The sequence below is a fragment of the Paenibacillus ferrarius genome, assembly GCF_002027705.1.
GTDB lineage: Bacteria > Bacillota > Bacilli > Paenibacillales > NBRC-103111 > Paenibacillus_E > Paenibacillus_E ferrarius.
This window is the reverse complement of sequence record NZ_MBTG01000018.1, coordinates 141,432-156,175: the sequence shown is the minus strand read 5'-3', so window position 1 is coordinate 156,175 and position 14,744 is coordinate 141,432. Positions and strand designations below refer to the sequence as shown.

Sequence of the window (14,744 nt, the reverse complement as noted above, 5' to 3'; positions counted from 1 at the left end):
CAATGTCATTAAGATAAGTTCAAAGACAAAATACGGAATAAAGATGAATCCGAAAACGGCATGGGAAAAATCCCTGTGCCGTTTGTTTTTTATGCAAACAAGGAAAAAAGCGCACAGCAAACAAACGGATGGAATATCCGCTAAAAAAATGGTCTTGTTAAACGATTTATGCTACTCTGTAGACGAAGCTAACAGCTGATTTATAGCGGATTTTGCGCGTATTCTGCTGTCCTGGGCGGATGGGTCGAATCGGCAAAATGTTTTTGTGAATCAACGCTTCAACATCGGGCGGGGGTTCATCATCTTTTGAACGCAGGAAATATCTACAAACGTGAACGGCAACCGTGAAGTTGACTTGGTAGTGGTGCCGTTTATCCATTTGGGAAATGACGACGTGTGAGGTCATCATTTCAGCGAAATTGTACATGATCATTCTTGCGAAAATCTCTTGGATGATGGACTCTTGTTTCTTTGCGTGAAAACTCGTCAATCCGACGGTGTATTTCAACGCTCTGAAAGAGGTTTCAATGCCCCATCGCATGTTATAAATGGACTCCAGTTCATCGGGTGGGAAATCTGCGGCAGAAAGATTCGTGATGACAGTTTCATAGGCGCCACTTGGCAGGACGAAACGAACAACCCGAAAGGAAATCGGGTAATACAAGTTTTCATGCAAATCCAAAAAATCAAATGTTGACTTGGAAGGGATGAACTTGTAAATCTCGGGATGAGCCTTGACCTCTTTGGTTTGTTTTTTTGTGAGTGTCAGATGAACTTCAATATCAAACGAACCGCTAGAGGGCAAACGCAAGCCCGAAAGAATACCATTGGAATCCAAATCCTTTACCCGTATGACGTAGTTCCATCCTTTGCGCTCAATATGCGCGAAATTGTTGTAACTTTCATAGCCTCGATCGGAAATAACAATGATTTTACCTTTGATGGGGGAACGATCAACCATAGCTGCAAGTGCTCTTCCCTCGCTACTCAATCTTCGCGGCTGAACAATGGCATCCACGTAAAGTCTGTTGCAGAGGTCATAGGCTGCGTTCAAATGCAAAAGGTTGTAGCCTTTCGTGTTCGGTTGACTTTGAAAATAGGTGTCCGTGTTGGCAGGGTCCGTTGCGATATGTAAATCCGAACCGTCAATCGCAAGTAATCGATACCCGTGGTAGTCTTTGATATCCGTATGCGATTGAGTAAATTCGTGAAACAGGAATTCCACAGCAGACGGCAGGATTTTATTCCTCTGCTGAACAAAAGCAGAAGTGGTTGCGGTGTTTACATCATAGCCCTGCGACTCCAAGAGTTCCTTATAGATGCTGTTACCGCCCATCGAGATCAGGAGTTGCATAACCGTTTCAAAGGGCAGCTTTTTCTTTCGGGTAAAATCTCTTTCGGGGTTTTTGACATATGGTGCGGGTAGCGCTGACATTTCTCGTATGAGAGATGTCAGCGTTTCTTTTAGCGAATTCGCGTACTCATTCATTGGCGTAACCTCCTCGTTTTTCAAGGGGCTTCGCCACACACTTTCAACTGCTTGTCAAGTTCTTTTTTTCTTTTTCATGCAAAAAAAGAGCGGGCTATCTTTTCAGATAACCTGCTCTTTTTTTGATTTTAACCCTGCGCCTTAACTTAATGACATTGCCCTGTGAGGGGGCGGTCTTTTTTTGTGTGTTGGGTGGGGTGGTCAAACCGAATCCGACTGACATTGAACAGAAGGAGGGAACTATTTTAAGGGAGGGAACTATGTTCCCTTATTCTTCATCCAAACAACCTTTTGGCTAATCAGACGGAACTACGGTACGCTAATTTGTCTATCTTGGTGGAATTTTACCCAAGAGAGGTGGAATAAGGGATCCTACTTCCCTTTCAGCTTCAAATATCCGATTCTGAGTCAAATAGAGGATCACAGTTCCTTTTCGTAAGGATGTTTGCACGCAGAAGCGAATCCACGTTGGAAGTCTCCGCCTTCAACCTGTTTTCCCGACTGACTGAAGAGTGTAAGCTCGTTCGCCCATGGCATCTAACCATTTTTGGATGAACTGGGTGTTTACCGTGTTCAAGGTAGGTGCTCCCCCATAGACTGATGTTGTAAGCTATTCACCCAACAAAAACAATAAATGACTGAAAGCAAAGCAAATGAAAACAGATGCTCGGTCCAAAAAAATCTTCCGAAAACCCCCAGGAGGTGCTCTTTCATGGAATATGTGAAATCCCCAACATATCCAATGCAACCAATGCCAATGCCAATGCCGATGCCGATGCCGGCTCCAGCGCCAATGCCAATACAGGTGGCTCCAGCGCCTGCGCCTATTATGCACAAACCGTACCACCACAATGATATCCATCTGCATGCGTCCTACCAACAAACACAGTTTGTTTTCCCAAAACCTGTTGTGCAGCCTGTAGCTGTAGCTAAAGTTTGTTCCCACCACCACCACCACAACAACTCGGTAGGCAGCATTCTTGTTCTCTTCATTCTACTCGTCATTATCACACGCGGCTTTATTAAATGTTAGTTCGTTAACTATTCGCTAAAGTAATCCGCTTCGGGTTGTATGACCGGGGTGGGTTACTTTTTTGTTTACTATTTCTACATATTTGCTAGAGTAGTCGTATACCTACCGTGTTATCGGACAAGTGAGGATGGGGCGAATGAAGCTTTGGAATAGATTGAGAAGTCCATGGAAAATATCGACTGTGCTGTATGTACTGCTTTTTGTTATGGTTGTGATGCCTGTTGCTTCATTAAGTGTGCTCATCCTTCAAATCTATAAGCAGGATTTGCTTCAACAGACGACGGATCAGACGCTTCAAACGCTGCGCGCGCTTACCTATTCAGCTGAGCAGGAGATTGGCAGGGCCGTTTACATCTCTGCGGCTATTGGGGTGGATCCTGAAGTGCTTCGCAGCGCGAGCATGCTGAAACAGGCGACTGCTGCGGATCGTCAAACTTATATAACCAGCCTCAACAAAACCCTCGCACGCTATAGCTCTTCCATTCCCAGCTATTTATTGTCGATTCATTTCTTTTTTAAAGATAGCGGCATGTACTCGTATAATCGTAATTTGATACCTGATGAGCAGTCTATGCGCCATTCGATTTGGTATCACAAAACGCTTGAAAAACAAGATGAAGTGCAAATTCAAGGTTTGCAAAAAAATGTGCTCTACGATACGACTGACAAATATGTGATCTCGACCGCATTTTCACCCAGCTTCATGCAAGGACTGCAAGACGTGGAAATGATCTATTTCACTTTCAGCCGGGACAGGCTCGAAAATATTTTGCGCCAATATCCGTACAGTCCGTCTTCCTTCATGATTTTATCCGATCAAACGGAAATCGTGGCTACCAGCTTCGGCTTATCATCGGAAGATGCGGCGAAGATGGCAGCCCTGTCCAACATTAGTGCTTCCAAAGAAGGGCAATTCATCACGACGATTGATGGGCAGAAAATGCTGATCACGTTCACTTCAGCCGAAATGGTGGATTGGAAAATATGCCAAATTGTTCCTTATAAAGAATTGACGAAAAATTATAACAACATTTATAAATTTGTGATGATCGCCACCTTTCTGGGGACAATTCTATTTCTGATTATTTCGTTCTATCTGGTGCGCAGCTTAACCAAACCGCTGCTTCAGCTCGTGAGGAAGATGTCCCGTGTGATGGAAGGAAACCTGAATGCCAAGATCGAAGCCTCGGGCAGCGCGGAGACGGTAATTCTGGGACATACGTTCAACTATATGCTGGATCAAATTCAACTGCTTATTATTGAGCGGGAAAAGGAAGAGCGGGAGAAGCGCAAAGCGGAATTCACGGCCTTGCAGTCCCAGATTAATCCGCATTTTCTGATGAATACACTGAATGCCATTAAGTTAATGGCATTAATTAATAAAGTAGACAATATCCGTAATATGACGGTGGCTTTGATGCGTCTGTTAACGTCTTCTTTCAATCGTGGCGGCAATCTGACGCAGGTAAGCGAGGAAATCGAGAATCTTAAAAGCTATTTTTATATCATGGAAATTCGTTATGGCAAGAAGTTTGAGGTCATTTGGGAGATTGAGGAGCAGGTTTCGACTGCCTATATGTTAAAGCTGCTGCTGCAGCCGATTCTGGAGAATTGCATCATTCATGGTCTAAGCGGAACTGAAACGAACAGCAGAATTCACATCATCGGACGTGCATCGGAGAGAAATGTATCTATTGTGATCGCAGATAACGGTTCCGGTGTGTCGGAGGAGCAAATCCTGCAATTCAATGCGAGCAAAACAGGTCAAGAGCATACGTTCACAGGCATGGGAATTGCGAATGTCCATCACCGCATTAATCTGCACTATGGACAGGAGTATGGGGTTACGATTGAGCCCAATCTGCCGACGGGGACTAAAGTGACGCTGTTGATTCCGTTAATTCGCCAAGATGAGGAAAACATAAAAGATCATGTTTAGTACGTAAATCATCATTTGTTTGCGTTTTCATTGTACGTATAATGAGAGCAGGTTGTTGGCCAACCCACAAAAACGGACACTTTTACGGAGGGGTTTTGAGATGAACAGAAAGAAATGGGCAAGCTCGTTATTGGTTCTTTCGATGATGTCGGTCACGGCATTAACGGGATGTGGAAAGACAGCAGAAACAACATCCGCCACGATTCAACCAGGTGCATCAGCAGCGGCTTCCACGGCCGCGACATCCACGCCCGCAAAGCCGGTGAAGCTGAAATTGGCGATATGGGAAGCTCAGACGGATATTGAATTCTGGACGGAGAAAGTGAAGGAATATACGAAGCAAGTACCCAATGTGACGGTTGAGATTGAGAAAGTACCGGATAACAATGGTCAATATTTGAAAGTGCGATTGGCTGCCAATGACTTGCCGGATGTCTTCTTCGTGAAGCCTGCGCAAATGCAGGTGTATAAGCAGGCGCTATTGCCGCTTGACGACTTGGATGCTACGAAAAACAATACGTTTCCGGCCAAAATCGATGGCCAAGTTTTAGGTGATCCGCTCGTTTCATTCTCGGAATACGTGTATTATCACCCAAGTATTTTCAAGGAGCTTTCGTTAGAGGTGCCGAAGACGCTGCCGGAATTCGAAGCGCTTTTGGATAAAATCAAGGCAAGCGGCAAATACATTCCGCTCTCCATCGGTTTGAAAGACGGCTGGACGTCTTATCCATATATGGAGTATGGTCCGCACATGCTTTCTGGCGATGAGAATTATTTGGCCAATATCGCCAAAAAAGATGCGCCATTCGCGGAGGGAACCTCCTTTGATCAAGCGGCTAAGTTTCTTCAACGCATTTCTACGAAAAAATGGGCAGGGCCCGACGCTTTATCGATTTCTTTTGACCAGTCCACACAAGCCTTCGAAGCTAAAAAAGCGGCAATCATCGCGCTTGGGCAATGGTACTACCCGGACTATAAGAAAAAAGTAGGAAATGATGATGATCTTGCGGCCTTCCCGCTGCCATGGAGAAATTCGGCGAACGATCCATTAATGTCGATGACCATGTCTGATATGAACATAGGCATCAGCAAGCAATCGAAAAACACAGATGCAGCCAAAGCTTTCGTCAACTGGATGTTCAGCAAGGATGTCTACCAAACGTATATCAACAAGGTACAGCAGACCTCTACGGTGAACGGCGTAACGTCCGAACTGCCATTTTTCGTCAAATCGAATCAGGAGAACCCTTTCAAACCATTCACTTATATGGGAACAGACGCAACATATGCGAAGGTAAAAGGGTTTGCGCAGTATGATCCGAATCTGGTGGCGCAAGATATTTTCTCAGGCAAGTCTTTGGACAGTGTCGAGAAAGAACTGAATGATAAATGGAAAAAAGCGATTGATTCAAGCAAATAACTATAAAGACATAGAGGGAAAAGGTGCGGTGTGTTATCGTACTTTTTCCCGGCAAGTTAGGAGTGAGACGAACCATGACATACAAAAGGCAGCAGAACATCGTTATTTTCACTTTTTTATTGATTCCTGTATCTTTGCTGCTACTGCTTCTGATCTATCCCACCTTTCAGTTGTTTCGCTACAGCATGACGAACTGGGATGGGTACAGTCCCACGATGAGCTATGTCGGGTTGAGTAATTTCAAAAAGATCATTTTTGATTTCCCGGATGCCTGGAAAGCGCTGATGAACAACGGACTATATTTTATTATCCATTTGTGCGTTATGCCTCTTGAGCTTATTGCGGCTGTATTGCTGAATCGAACGCTGAAAGGAAGCTCTTTTTACCGCTTTACCATATTGATGCCCTATATTGTCAACGGGATTGCCGTAGCTTTTATGTTCAGTTATATTTATAGCCCGATGAACGGACCGTTGAATGAACTGTTGAAAGCAGTTGGACTGGAGTCGTGGATCACCTCTTGGATGGGCAATCGTTCGATTGTGAATTATTCGCTTGTTGTTGTCTCCTTGTGGCGGTTCTCCGGTGTTCATGTAGTGCTGATGCTCGCTGGATTGCAATCGATTTCTAGTGAACTGTATGAAGCTGCCAAGATTGATGGCGCGAACTTCTGGCAGCAGCAGTGGTATGTGACATTACCTGGGGTACGCCGTGTTATTGAAATATGTCTATTCCTGAATGTGATTGGAGCCCTGCTTCAATATGATATCCCACTTGTCATCACAGGCGGCGGTCCGGGAACAGCCAGCAGCACGTTTGGCTTATTCGCCATCATGACCGCATTCAAGCACAATAATTATGGATTAGCGTCCGCATTAGCCGTTATGCTGCTGCTCATCATTGTCGTTCTATCGACGGTGCAGAACTGGTTAATCAGAGAAAAGGGGGAATAGCAGGTGTCTCGAATATCCTCGGCTCTGCGTCCTTATGTCAGTAATGTCGTGTATTACTTGGTATTTACTTTGATGGCTGTGATCGTTTTTGTGCCGATACTATTGGTGCTCTTGGGTTCGTTCAAAACAAGCAACGAGTTCGCCTCATCTTCCTCGTTTGCTTTACCGCAAACGTTTCTTAATTTCAAAAATTACATCCGAGCCTTCCAAGAAGGGAACATTCTTACTGGTCTTAAGAATTCGGTAGGATTAGTAGTGATCAGCATGATTGGCAACGCTCTTCTGGGAACGATGACGGCGTTTGTTCTAAATCGGTTTCAGTTCAGATTGAAGAAAACGATCCTGCTCCTCTTCGTAGTCTCGATGATGATTCCTACGTATACGACAGAAATTGCACGATTCCAGCTCGTACACGCGGTCGGAGCTTATAATACATTAGCAGCTCCATTATTGATTTACCTAGGCACGGATATTATGCAAATATATATTTATATGCAGTTTTTAGAGAAAATCTCGGTTCAGCTGGATGAAAGCGCGATGCTGGACGGTGCTTCGTACCCTCGCATTTTCAGGTCGATTATTTTCCCGCTGCTGCTCCCTGCAACCGCGACGCTGGCGATTCTGAAAAGCGTGACGATCATGAACGATATCTTCGTCCAGCAGCTGTATATGCCGGATCGGAAATTGGCGACATTGGCTACATCTTTAACTACCTTCGTAGGTGAACACACCTCTGACTTAGGCGCCTTATGCGCAGCGATCATGATGGTATTTCTGCCAAGCGCTCTGTTTTATATTGTGTTTCAACGGCTTATTTTCAGAGGCATTATGGACGGGGCAATTAAAGGATAGCTTCGGTATATCTTCAGTGTAATGAGGGAGGCAGTTTATGTACAAAATGATGATTGTTGACGATGAGCCCCTCGTTAGACTGGCTCTGCACCAGATGATTCCCTGGCAGGAGTTGAATATCCAGATCGTCTGCGAGGCGGGGGACGGACTTGAGGCACTGAGCATTCTTCAGCAGCGCGATGATATTGATCTGCTCTTCATGGATATTAAAATGCCCAAAATGAGCGGCATTGAGCTGCTGCGCACGTTCCAGACGCAGACTGCTGGTACAATGCCTATCACGATCATATTGAGTGCCTTTAATGAATATGAATACGTGCGTGAAGCCTTTGTGCTTGGTGCTTTTGATTTCATCATCAAGACGGACATGGACGATGAGCACATCCAGCCGATAGTCATGAAAGCCTTGTGCGAATTGAAAAAGCGCGGAATTCAAGGCGCTGAGGCCAGCGAGAAAGTGAGCGATAAGCGCGAGAATAAAGAGCAAGCGCTTCGCCAGTTTCTAACGATGGATGCGAATAAAGAAGAAGCTGAGTATGCTCGCTTGGCTGAACAATTGCGAAGCTGGCTTGGAGAGACCAACCAGATTGCAGCTGTGCTGTCCCTCTCAAGCGAGCTGAACTCCCCAGGAAGGGGAGGCCACAAAAACGGGACGAAAACAGAAAACTTTATCATACAAACGATGGAAACCGTATTCAATTCCATGTTTATTCTTCATGAGGTTCTGTGCCAAGATGCACAGAACTATATTCTTTTGTGCTCCCTGCCGCAATATCGCAGCACAATGGCGATTCGCGAACAGCTGCAGGCTGCATTTTCGTTGATCAAAATTCGCTTGGAACAATTTTTCAATGTTCGAATTGCTGTCGGCATCAGCGACGTAGCAAGCGGCGTCCACAGTTGGCATCGTCTGTACCAGCAGGCTTATGTACTTGAAGCGATCAGCTACTATGAGGGCTCGGATCAATTATTATTTCCAGAGCTGCTGTCTACAGAAGCTTATAAAAAAGACGGTAAATCTAACTTCATCCCAGAGATTAGAAAGTCAGCTAAATCGATCAGTTCCGAAGTTATCCGGTTGTTGGAACATGAAGATCCCTTGCGATGGAGGGAGAAATATAACGAACTTGTTAGATGTCTTTGGGAGACCAAAGGCCAGGATCCACAGGATACGAAGGTTATTTTATCCGACTTTTTATGGGAGCTCGGTGCTCCTTTATATCAAAAGGGAATCCGGTGGGAGGATTTGCATTATTTTGACGGTGAGCATATTGCTTTCAGTGATCCTTTTGAATGGATTAAAAGCTCGCCAACTTTATCCGCCGCCATAACAGGGCTAAGTGAAATTTGCCAGTGTATATTTGAACTGCTGCACCAACGTCATTTGCAATCGTATGCGCACTCCGTAACCCCTGTTATGAAAGCGAAGACGTTCATTGACAGCCATTTTCAGGAAGATCTGCATCTAACTTTAATCAGTAAAATGGTAGGTGTGAGCGAAGGGTATTTGAGCAAACAATTTGTGAAGGAAACGGGGAGCAGCTTCATCCAATACATGACAAACCTGCGGATCGAGGAGTCTAAGCGTTTGATGAAAACAGGTTTGAGAATCTCCGATATTTCCGAGAAAATTGGGTATGTAAATCCCGAGCATTTTAGCCGAATGTTCAAAAAAGTCACCGGACTGAGTCCGAAGGCATACCGAGACGGCGGAAAAGTCTAGCGACACAAATATTCCTACATAAATTCTCATTAAAAAGCCCTTAGAATGGGGCTTTTCTTTTTTTAAGTAGGAATTTTCATGTCGCAGGTGTGCGATACAAAAGTTCCTATATTATGGATCCACCCCTCATCGCCCAATAGCAAGCGGCTCGACAATTTACATAGCATTTTTGAAATTCGAGGAACAAATCGGGACAATACAACTTTGGGACTTGGTACACTCACTTAGTGAGTACTGTTTTATATCCCATTGGTTCGGCCTAGCCTTGCTTCCGTCATAAAAATGGACGAGTCGCCTCCGTGGTTTGACTCTATCAACACCCTCAGGCGTGTAATAGTATGTAATTATAAAAATGAAAGAGAGGTGAGATATCCATGGGAATAAGATCCGATATTGTTATTCTTTTCTTCAATAATGTTGCAGCAGAGATAACCAATTTTCAAATTATAGGTAGCGCAGAACCATGCACGCCGTTAATTCAAGTAGGGTTAAGGGTCTCTAACGCCAGAATTTGTCTGTTGAGAAATGGCTTTGTAATAGAGGAGAGAACGCCGAACTTGTTGCGTTTCGTACGTATATCGTAATTTTATCCGGCCCATCGTCAAGGAAACACGCGGAAATATTATAATGATATGGAGCTGGATAATTTATTAGGAGGTTATCGCATGGGAGTTAGATGTGGTGACTGCATCTGGATGAGAAATGAGGGCATGTGACTCCAATGTCGATCAAACGAGACAAATGGATGCAGTATCGTATCCTGAACGATACGTCCTCGCTCGCCGCTTGTTTGCCTGAAACTCGGCTACTGAACCCGAACGGGTTAGCAAAGCTGCTGCTTCAACATCAAAGCCTTGTTCTAAAGCCGCGCGATGGGAGATTCGGACGGGACATCCTGTTCATTACTCGTAACAGAGAGAACTCCTATCGTATTCAAAACGAGAGTAAAAAGGTCACCATGAAAGACACCGAGCAACTGCTCAAATGGATCGGTAAAAAGACCAGAGGACGTGGATATATTGTCCAACGACACCTACAGCTTGCTCAAATTCAACACAAGCCGTTCGACATTCGGATCATGGTGCAGCGAAGAAAAGGCACTTCATCCACTTGGAAAGTGACAGGCTCTTACGCGAAAGTAGCGGCGCGGGGATATCTTATCACGAATGTCCCTAGTCACATCATTCCAGTTCCTGAGGCGCTGAAACTGGCCCGCATCGGGGAACGTAGCTTGATCGTCAAAATCCAACAGATCGCTCTATTGGCTGCCGAACGGATTGGGGAGCGTTACCCTACGCTTAGGCAAGTCGGGTTTGATATAGGCATCGATAAGAACCGAAGAATTTGGATTATCGAAGGCAACTATTGGCCGGATTTGCTCCCTTTCCGGTCCTTGAAAGATTCCTCGACGTATCGCAGAATACTATGGTATCAGAAACATTAGCAGCGGACCAGTTTCGGGTTCGCTGCTTTTTGAACTTTTGTGTCGTTAGAATGGAAAGTAACGTATTGACAGGAAGGCAATGCCATCCTATAATTTAAACAAACGTTTAAAACGATCGTTTAATTTAGAGGAGTGGTTAGGATGAAACAGGCATTAAGCGAGTTTTTCAAACAAGGAACAACCAAGGTAGGTATCGTCACGGCTATTACATTCCAGCTGTTATTCAGTATCATCTGGATGACCGGTTACGCTGGCGTTTCAGATAACACAGGCAATTTAAAGATTGCTATCGTGAACGAGGATCAGGCGATGGGCAGTAAAATCGTTCAGAACCTTCAAGCGAATCTGCCTTTCCATACGGAAGTTATCGCTTCCAATGAACAAGCGCAAAAAATGTTGGACGATCGTGAAGTACAAATGGTGATGAAAATCGCAGGTGATTTCACGAAACAACTTCAAACAGCGGGACAAACGGCGCCAATTGTCTATACGATTAATGAGTCGAATCCGTCGATGACGAAGTCCATCATGCAAGCTGTCGCGGGGAATATTACATCTACGGTTAATAAAGAAGCTGTCGCTGCCGGAGCAAGTGCCGTTCTTACCCAGATGAACCCGAAGCTGCCGGCTGATCAAGCGGGACAAATCGGTCAAGGGCTGGCAACCAAAGTGACTTCCGATATTCAAAGCACGAATAAAGTAAAGGATATGCCAAATCAAATGCTTCCGATGATGCTTGTTCTTGCTTCCCTTGTAGGGATGATGATCATGGGGATGAACTTCAGTGTATCGACTAAAATACTTGGATCAAGGGTTTCCAAAGGCGGCCTTCTGGGCGCGCGTATATTGGTGACTATCGCCGCAGCGGTTGTTGTCGGTCTTATTAGTGCCATTATGGTTGTTTCATTAGGCGGACATGTAGAGAAGGGTTTTATGGCGCTATGGGGGTTCGAATCTCTGTTCCTATTAACCTTTGCATTCGTTGCACAAATGTTTTTGACTTTGTTTGGGAACGCAGGTATGCTATTTAACATCGCGATGTTATCCTTGCAATTAGTATCTTCAGGGGCGATTGTTCCGCGTGAACTTCTATCTAATTTCTATCATACAATCAGCAATGCTTTTCCTGCTACTTATGCCGTTAATGGCGTCATGAACATTTTGTTTGGCGGTCCAAGTGCAACCAAAGAAGTTGGTTTCCTTTTCCTCATCGCAGGAATTGCACTTGTGTTGGATATGGCTATTGTCTTTGTGAAAAAGACGAAAGCCGCGCCTGTCGGGCAACAGCTTCAAAAAACTGCGTAACCTAATAAGGAGGGCGCTGCCGCAGTGGTTGGTCAAGAGTTAGATATGAAAATGAAAATTCTACTGGCAGCGAAAAAGCTGTTCGCCAAGAATGGTTATGACGCAACCAGTGTCCGTCAAATATGTGAGGAGGCCGGGGCCAATGTGGCTCTGGTTTCCTATTATTTCGGGGGAAAAGAGAGCGTTTTCCATGAGATTTTCAAACAATTTTTCCCCAATGACAAATTGAATGCTTTATTTGATATTGAAGATCCTTTGATCGGTCTTAAGACGATCATTTCAGAAGTTATTTTAATCCGAAATCAGGACCCTCAATTGATTACGATGATGCAGATGGAGATTATTACGATTACCTCGCGGGTAGATCATATGAGGGAAATTGTGTATCCCATTTGGAAAAAACTTAGAGATTTTCTGGATAAGGGTCGAAATGATGGGATTTTCAAATTTGAATCTCTCGATAGCACGCTGATGTTTGTGTTGGGATCGATCTTTTTCTACAAACAGCGGGAGTTTTTTGAACTGATGTTTACGGATGAGCGGCCTGATATGGATACGCTCATTCGACAAACTTCAGCCTATGTGCTCAGCGGATTGGGTTATCAAAGCAAAGGAGTTGGAAGTGAGAATGGATAAACGTTATATCGTCTGCTTAGGGGAATTATTGATTGATTTTGTACCGGAAGTGAATGGACAAGCATTGGCGGATGTGACCGGGTTCCAGCGGGCGGCGGGTGGAGCGCCGGCTAATGTGGCTGCGGCGGTCGCCAAGCTCGGCGGCGACGCCAGGTTTATCGGCAAAATCGGCCGCGATCCGTTCGGCGATTTCCTCGTGCGCACGCTTAACGAAGTCGGCGTGCACACCGCTGTTGTGCAGACCGACGAGGCGAAGACCGGTCTGGCGTTTGTTTCGCTGCGCGCGGACGGTGAGCGCGATTTCTTGTTTTTCCGCGACCCGGCGGCGGACATGCTGCTGCGCGCAGACGAAGTCCAGACGCAGTGGCTGGAAGATGCCGCGGTCTATCACTTCGGCTCGGTATCGCTGATCGCCGAGCCTTGCCGTACCGCTACGCTCGACGCGGCTCGCCGAGCGAAAGCGCTTGGCGCATTGGTGTCGTATGACCCCAATGTGCGCCTTGCGCTGTGGCCGAGCGCTGACGCAGCGCGGGCTGAGATCCTTGCGCAGCTTCCGCTTGCGGATGTGGTCAAGGTCAGCGAGGAGGAGATTGAATTCCTCCTCGGCGTGGACGCGACCACAGGTGCGCAGCAGCTGCTGCAGCAGGGACCTAAAGTGGTGATCATCACTTTAGGTGCTGAGGGCTGCCGTGTCGTGACCGCACGGCAGGATGTTGTTATCCCCGGCACGCCTGTGGCAGCCGTGGATACGACCGGCGCCGGCGACAGCTTCGTCGGCGGCATGCTCTTTCAGTTGGCGTCGCTGGGCGTGACGCCAACGAGCATCGTCGCCGCGCTGGCGGAGCCGGGCGCGGCGGAGCGCGTATTCGCCTTCGCCAACCGCGTAGGCGCTATTACGACAACCCGCCGGGGAGCGATTCCTGCGCTCCCTACGCTTGCTGAAGTGCAATAATTAGTTTGGCCTATAGGGGAGGGCCTGCTTCTGTCAGGCATTTATTCTGTTGTATTTTTGAAGAAAAATGAAAAACCTGCAATTATACATCCTTTTTGCTTCAGAAATAGCCTTCATCACTAAATACCTGCGATTATGCATGTTTTTGAGGCTTTTTTTGATTAGAGGCTGAAAAGGGCTGGAAATACCTGCACAATTGCAGGTATTTTTTGTTTTATTGGTATTTGGTCGAAAAAACCTGCACTTTTGCAGGCTTTCATGTTAGCGAATAGTTTGATGATTATTAGGTGCGAGAGGTCTGACTAGTGATATAGGTTCCGCCATGAGTTCGTTGCAGCAGATAGACTATGACATGCATAAAGAAGCGGATAACAAATTAATTTTAAGGTACTTGCGTGCTAATTACTTTGACCATTAATTCTGTGCTATCTACAAATAGTTGGAGTCGGCGCGTAGCTATATGAAGCTATGTTGGAGAAGCGAAATTACTTTAGGGTACCTGAGCTAAGGGGATAGTGGCTAGAGAAGGTTGGGTTAAAAAGCAGCTAGCACCTGAATTGCTGAGGCTGGAACAAAAATAGTCAATATGAACGGTAGTATCTGCTGGTGGTTTGATGCGGAGGTTGGTTATATGAAGCTATGTTGGAGAAGCGAAATTACTTAAGGGTACCTGAGCTAAGGGGATAGTGGCTAGAGAAGGTTGAGTTAAAAAGCAGCTAGCATCCGAATTGCTGAGGCTGGAACAAAAATAGTCAATGTGAACGGAAGTATCTGCTGGTGGTTTGATGCGGAGGTTAGTTGTATGAAGCTATGTTGGAGAAGCGAAATTACTTAAGGGTACCTGGTAGAGGAGGTTGGGTTAAAAAGTAGCTAGCACCAGAATTGCTGAGGCTGGAACAAAAATAGTCAATATGAACGGTAGTATCTGCTGGTGGTTTGATGCGGAGGTTGGTTATATGAAGCTATGTTGGAGAAGCGAAATTACTTAAGGTTATCTG

At 45.6% G+C, this 14,744-nt stretch carries 12 protein-coding genes; 11 read left to right on the top strand and 1 reads right to left on the bottom strand.

The annotated features are described in order from the left end of the window. The coding region (locus BC351_RS42935) for a hypothetical protein (protein WP_208629714.1) at nt 1-199 on the top strand (199 nt) is incomplete at its 5' end. Here the strand turns inward: BC351_RS42935 and BC351_RS20420 are convergent. Next, the gene (locus BC351_RS20420) at nt 167-1,489 is read right to left on the bottom strand and encodes an IS4 family transposase (RefSeq protein ID WP_079412048.1); all 1,323 of its coding nucleotides are present in this window, start codon (nt 1,487-1,489) and stop codon (nt 167-169) included. The genes BC351_RS42935 and BC351_RS20420 overlap by 33 nt on opposite strands. A 712-nt stretch (nt 1,490-2,201) precedes the next feature. Here BC351_RS20420 and BC351_RS43515 point away from each other — a divergent pair. The 10 genes from BC351_RS43515 (at nt 2,202) to BC351_RS20370 (ending at nt 13,746) form a co-directional block, all read left to right on the top strand. Continuing rightward, nucleotides 2,202-2,522, top strand: coding sequence for a hypothetical protein (locus BC351_RS43515; RefSeq protein ID WP_079414569.1), 321 nt, complete (start codon nt 2,202-2,204; stop codon nt 2,520-2,522). A 136-nt stretch (nt 2,523-2,658) separates the two neighbouring features. After that, nucleotides 2,659-4,461, top strand: coding sequence for a sensor histidine kinase (locus BC351_RS20410; protein ID WP_158082164.1), 1,803 nt, complete (start codon nt 2,659-2,661; stop codon nt 4,459-4,461). A gap of 100 nt (nt 4,462-4,561) precedes the next feature. Then, complete coding sequence (locus tag BC351_RS20405; RefSeq protein ID WP_079414567.1) at nt 4,562-5,881, top strand: ABC transporter substrate-binding protein; 1,320 nt, start codon at nt 4,562-4,564, stop codon at nt 5,879-5,881. Nucleotides 5,882-5,955: 74 nt separating this feature from the next. Then, nucleotides 5,956-6,834, top strand: coding sequence for a carbohydrate ABC transporter permease (locus BC351_RS20400; protein ID WP_079414566.1), 879 nt, complete (start codon nt 5,956-5,958; stop codon nt 6,832-6,834). 3 nt (nt 6,835-6,837) lie between these two features. Beyond that, the gene (locus BC351_RS20395) at nt 6,838-7,686 is read left to right on the top strand and encodes a carbohydrate ABC transporter permease (protein ID WP_244209107.1); all 849 of its coding nucleotides are present in this window, start codon (nt 6,838-6,840) and stop codon (nt 7,684-7,686) included. Nucleotides 7,687-7,723: 37 nt separating this feature from the next. Further along, nucleotides 7,724-9,409, top strand: coding sequence for a response regulator transcription factor (locus BC351_RS20390; protein ID WP_079414565.1), 1,686 nt, complete (start codon nt 7,724-7,726; stop codon nt 9,407-9,409). 721 nt (nt 9,410-10,130) lie between these two features. Further along, nucleotides 10,131-10,853 (top strand): YheC/YheD family protein, encoded by a 723-nt coding sequence (locus BC351_RS20385; RefSeq protein ID WP_079414564.1) that lies wholly within the window; start codon nt 10,131-10,133, stop codon nt 10,851-10,853. 141 nt (nt 10,854-10,994) lie between these two features. After that, on the top strand, nt 10,995-12,158 hold the full coding sequence (locus BC351_RS20380; protein ID WP_079414563.1) for a YhgE/Pip domain-containing protein: 1,164 nt from the start codon (nt 10,995-10,997) through the stop codon (nt 12,156-12,158). 24 nt (nt 12,159-12,182) lie between these two features. Then, entirely contained in the window at nt 12,183-12,794 is a 612-nt protein-coding gene (locus BC351_RS20375) for a TetR family transcriptional regulator (protein WP_079414562.1), read from the top strand. Then, on the top strand, nt 12,787-13,746 hold the full coding sequence (locus BC351_RS20370) for a PfkB family carbohydrate kinase (RefSeq protein ID WP_079414561.1): 960 nt from the start codon (nt 12,787-12,789) through the stop codon (nt 13,744-13,746). Before BC351_RS20375 ends, BC351_RS20370 begins: the two co-directional genes overlap by 8 nt. Nucleotides 13,747-14,744 lie beyond the last annotated feature (998 nt).

Excerpts from the sequence above, each read along its gene's own strand:
- BC351_RS20400 (WP_079414566.1), top strand. The coding sequence starts at position 5,956 with ATGACATACAAAAGGCAGCAGAACATCGTTATTTTCACTTTTTTATTG.
- BC351_RS20385 (WP_079414564.1), top strand. The coding sequence starts at position 10,131 with ATGTCGATCAAACGAGACAAATGGATGCAGTATCGTATCCTGAACGAT.
- BC351_RS20420 (WP_079412048.1), bottom strand. The coding sequence starts at position 1,489 with ATGAATGAGTACGCGAATTCGCTAAAAGAAACGCTGACATCTCTCATA.
- BC351_RS43515 (WP_079414569.1), top strand. The coding sequence starts at position 2,202 with ATGGAATATGTGAAATCCCCAACATATCCAATGCAACCAATGCCAATG.
- BC351_RS20390 (WP_079414565.1), top strand. The coding sequence starts at position 7,724 with ATGTACAAAATGATGATTGTTGACGATGAGCCCCTCGTTAGACTGGCT.
- BC351_RS20380 (WP_079414563.1), top strand. The coding sequence starts at position 10,995 with ATGAAACAGGCATTAAGCGAGTTTTTCAAACAAGGAACAACCAAGGTA.
- BC351_RS20405 (WP_079414567.1), top strand. The coding sequence starts at position 4,562 with ATGAACAGAAAGAAATGGGCAAGCTCGTTATTGGTTCTTTCGATGATG.
- BC351_RS20370 (WP_079414561.1), top strand. The coding sequence starts at position 12,787 with ATGGATAAACGTTATATCGTCTGCTTAGGGGAATTATTGATTGATTTT.
- BC351_RS20410 (WP_158082164.1), top strand. The coding sequence starts at position 2,659 with ATGAAGCTTTGGAATAGATTGAGAAGTCCATGGAAAATATCGACTGTG.